The organism is Leptolyngbya sp. FACHB-36, assembly GCF_014695955.1.
Lineage (GTDB): Bacteria > Cyanobacteriota > Cyanobacteriia > Leptolyngbyales > Leptolyngbyaceae > FACHB-36.
This window is the reverse complement of sequence record NZ_JACJPG010000491.1, coordinates 1-3734: the sequence shown is the minus strand read 5'-3', so window position 1 is coordinate 3734 and position 3734 is coordinate 1. Positions and strand designations below refer to the sequence as shown.

The window sequence follows — 3734 nt, the reverse complement described above, 5'->3', positions numbered from 1 at the left end:
GTGCGGAGTGAGCGATCGGTGCGGCGGCAAATTTGGCGTTATCTGACCGAGTGGTCTCAGGTCAAGCCGCTGCTGGACGGCACCGACCTAAAAGCGCTGGGCTACAAACCCGGTCCGCAGTTTAAGCAGATTCTAGAGAGGCTGACGGCGGCGACGTTGGATGGAGTGATTTCCACACGCGCGGCTGCTGAAGCATTTCTGGCGCAAACCTTTCCAAACGAGTGACTCTAACGATCGCGCCTACCTCAGGAGAGAGACGCGCGGTAATTCCTTCCTACAGACTTCTTTACAGATGCAGCGCCTGTCGATGCGCATGGACTTGAGTGGGTTCAACCTGCGCGATCGCCCGCTCTAGTGGCAGAACGCGGACGGACTGCTGAAACACGTTGACCTGGTAGACTTTTCGATGGGTTAAGTCGAGTCCAGTCAGCCAGCCGCTCTTGGGATGGTAAGCGCCCGTGTCGATGTCCAGCCAGCCGCAGCCGTGAGCCAGTTCTCCAGGTGCTACTTTGGGCAACGTGAACGTAATCGTGTGTCCCGTGATGATCAGCTTGTCAGAAAAGTAGGGGGTGGCGCTGCTGTGAAACTCATCTCGAATCCAGCAAAATTCTTGTGCAGATTGGGAGGCAAGAGGTAGATGGGGATTGACGCCCGCATGCACTAGCCAGACGTCGCCCAGATCCAGATACATCGGTAGCTGCTTGAACCAGTTGAGGTGTTCTAGCAAAATGCCTGCGTCTCCGTAGCTGGCAACCGTTGCCCGCCCACCGCTGTAGAGCCACGCTTGCAGAGCTGGTGCGTGAATGCGTCCGTTGGGAAAGGCGTCCAGCATCAGTTGCTCGTGGTTGCCCAACAAGCAGGTGTAGAGATTTTGCTGTACGAAGTCAACAACTTTAGCGCTGTCTGGTCCCCGATCAATCAGGTCTCCCAGAAAATATACCTGGTCGTCCTGACCTGGCGCAATGGCTTCTAACAGCGTCATTAGCCCTGCGTAGTGACCATGAACATCACCAATAATGATCCGCCGACAACTATCCTCGCTCATGCGATCGCCTTTCGAGTGGGGGTAAGCTCCAAACCGATCGAGGTATCTTCCAGTTCAATGCTTCACCGCGCATCGCTTTCACAATTAAGGTTTGGATCAGTGCTTTCATTATGCCCAGATTCAATTTGTCTCTCCCATGATTTGTGTCAAAGATCACACAAACCGTATCGGAGTTTACCAATCCTTTACTGCCCCAGCGCCTTGAGAAATCGCTGCATCTCTGAGAGAAAGCTTGGCTTAGACGACGATTGCCCTGCGCTGGCAGCGATAACAATTTGATTCAAGCGCTCAGAGTCAGGTTTGAGAAGTTCCTCGCCAATGAGTCGGTAGTCCTCGCCCTCTTCTAGCCAAACCTGCCAGGGTGATGGATAGCAGCGCAGCAGCACCACGCCATCCAGCGGTCCCAGGTAGTAACATGGCTCAAATGTGTTGAGAAACCGTTTACGGATCTGGCGAGCCGTGTAGCCAATTCCCACAGCGCCTACATCTTCAAGGCGCGGATTGAATAGAACAACGGGGCGGTCTCCAGCGGCGGTGCAAACTTGCTCAACGGGAGCCACTTCAACGGCTGACGGAGCTACAAACACAAATTGTCGATCATCAGGAGACACTAGCTCCTCAACAGGTGTCGTCTGTCTAGACCCGGCTACATCCAGGCTGCAAATTTGAAAGGGGCCGCTTCCCCAGTCGCGGCGAGCCAGTGCGGCAGCTCCAGCGTCAGTGAAGAACACCTTGAGATGGGAACCTAGGTCGGCAAATGTAGAAAGGTACTGCTGTGCAGGCGGCATCGGCTTTAATTCTGGCAACCGTAGCTCGATTTGCAGGCGACTATAGCCTGCCGCGATTGCGGCATGAGTGGCCGTCTGTGCTTGGGCAACCGCTTCATCCAAGGTTTTGGGAAGATCAACCATTCGCTGTCTCGCAAGGTCTTTCAAGAGGTAGAGATGCTTGTTCCTTCAATTGATAGAGGTATCGCACTATGCTGCAACCTACTATAAGGAGTTCATAATTGTACACGATGGAGATAGCGTTTATGAGGTACTCTCTTAAATTCTTGGCAGGGCTTGCTGTCATTGGATTTGGCGCAACTACCAGCATGACAGCGGTGGCTCAGCAGTCGAGTCCGGGAAGCACGTTTACGGATACTCAACCTAGCCCTAGTGGTCAGTCTCCGGCAAACTCCAACCAAAATGAACCCTCACGGCTAGCTCCTAGCGGTCCTACAACGGGCGATCAACAGAATCCCGATCGCAATTCCACCCCTAACAGCCCGTCTCCCTATCCGAACAACCCCTCGCCGTCTAACTCGCGGGACAACGAGCAGCAAAACCTCGATCGCACGTCACCTAACGGTCCTTCGAGCGGCGATCAATCAGCTCCCAGTGCAACTCCCAGTGGCGGTAGCGGCAGTGGCACGGATGGGCAGACTCGCCCTGATCGCAATTATCCCAGTGCTCCGTCGCGTGCAGTTCCCGGTTCTACCACCGAGGACCCCAATTCCAACCGTCTGAATCCAACAGGCAGTCCTTCGCAGGGCGGTAGCCAGACGACACCGACCGCTCCTTCTCGCAGTGATGTACCTGCGACAACGGCTTCTGGAAGCATTGATTCGATCGTGCGTCAAAGCGCCTCATTTGAACTGTTCAACGCACTGTTGCGGGTAGCTGATTCTCGCGGTGCTGGTTTGGGTGCGCGGCTGGATGACGGTACTTACACCGTTTTTGCTCCTACGGACACAGCGTTTGCAGCACTGCCAGAAGGCACAATTAAGCGCTTGGTTCAGCCGGAAAACCAGGATCTACTGGTTAGAATCCTCAGCAATCACATTGTCAAGGGTGAGGTGCTGTCTAGTGCAATTCAATCCGGTTCTAAAGAAGCGATCGAGGGCGATTCGCTGAACCTGCAAGCGGGCGCTCAGGGTGTGACCGTGAATAACGCGCAGGTGATCCAGGCAGACATTAGAGCCGAAAATGGTGTGATTCACGCCATCAATCAGGTCATTCTACCATCAGGCGTTCAGGCAGGTTTGGCTCCTAGAACCTCTGGCAACTTCTAGTTTTTGGTAGTCGATTTATAGAAAACAGGTCATGGGCAAAGCTGCCTGTGACCTGTTGTTTTGTGCCCTAAATATGAAAGCGGTTAAAGAATTAATCCGAAAGGCTAAGTCTCGTTTTGTAGACGATCGCGCTTTGAGTTAGTTTTGCAAACTCATTGTATAGGTACAGGACAAGATTACGCTTCAACTGAGCAGCGCTGGTAAGAAATTTCGTGTCTGCGTGGTGAAGCGATTTCTGTGAAAAGCACGTTCTTTGATCTCAAGTCTTTCGGTTCCAAACTGCAACGATCAAGTTTTGAAGAGGATTTGATTCAGTACGCTGCCGACACGAAGGATCACACCGTTAGTGATACCTTCGTGCAGCTACTTAGAACGCGATAAGCAAAGGCACGAAAGGCTGTAAACGCCATTACACTACAGCGTCAACGACTGCGGATCTTTCTCGATCAGCTTCGCCAGATCCTTCAGGAACGCGGCAGCATGAGCACCGTAAATAATTCGGTGGTCGCACGTGATGTTCACCTGCATTTGCCGCCGCACGCCCATCAATCCATCATCGGTGGCAACGACCTGTGGAATTGACGCGCCGATCGCCAGAATTGACCCCATATTCGGCGGCAGAATCGCATCGAA

The 3734-nt window shown here is 53.2% G+C and carries 5 protein-coding genes; 2 read left to right on the top strand and 3 right to left on the bottom strand.

The window, feature by feature from the left end:
* Window positions 1–225 (top strand): hypothetical protein (locus H6F43_RS14065; RefSeq protein WP_190343365.1); only part of this gene is annotated, 225 nt, incomplete at its 5' end.
* Window positions 226–286: 61 nt separating this feature from the next.
* Here the strand turns inward: H6F43_RS14065 and H6F43_RS14060 are convergent.
* Both H6F43_RS14060 and H6F43_RS14055 read right to left on the bottom strand, forming a co-directional pair.
* A complete protein-coding gene (locus H6F43_RS14060) occupies window positions 287–1045 on the bottom strand; it encodes a metallophosphoesterase family protein (protein WP_190343364.1) in 759 nt (252 codons plus the stop codon).
* 185 nt (window positions 1046–1230) lie between these two features.
* Window positions 1231–1956, bottom strand: coding sequence for a DUF1995 family protein (locus H6F43_RS14055; protein ID WP_190343363.1), 726 nt, complete (start codon window positions 1954–1956; stop codon window positions 1231–1233).
* Between the two features lie 122 nt (window positions 1957–2078).
* On the opposite strand from H6F43_RS14055, the gene H6F43_RS14050 reads away from it, so the two are divergent.
* The gene (locus tag H6F43_RS14050) at window positions 2079–3101 is read left to right on the top strand and encodes a fasciclin domain-containing protein (protein ID WP_190343362.1); all 1023 of its coding nucleotides are present in this window, start codon (window positions 2079–2081) and stop codon (window positions 3099–3101) included.
* Window positions 3102–3515: 414 nt separating this feature from the next.
* Here H6F43_RS14050 and H6F43_RS14045 read toward each other — a convergent pair.
* On the bottom strand, window positions 3516–3734 hold a 219-nt coding region (locus tag H6F43_RS14045), incomplete at its 5' end, for a 2-oxo acid dehydrogenase subunit E2 (protein WP_190343361.1).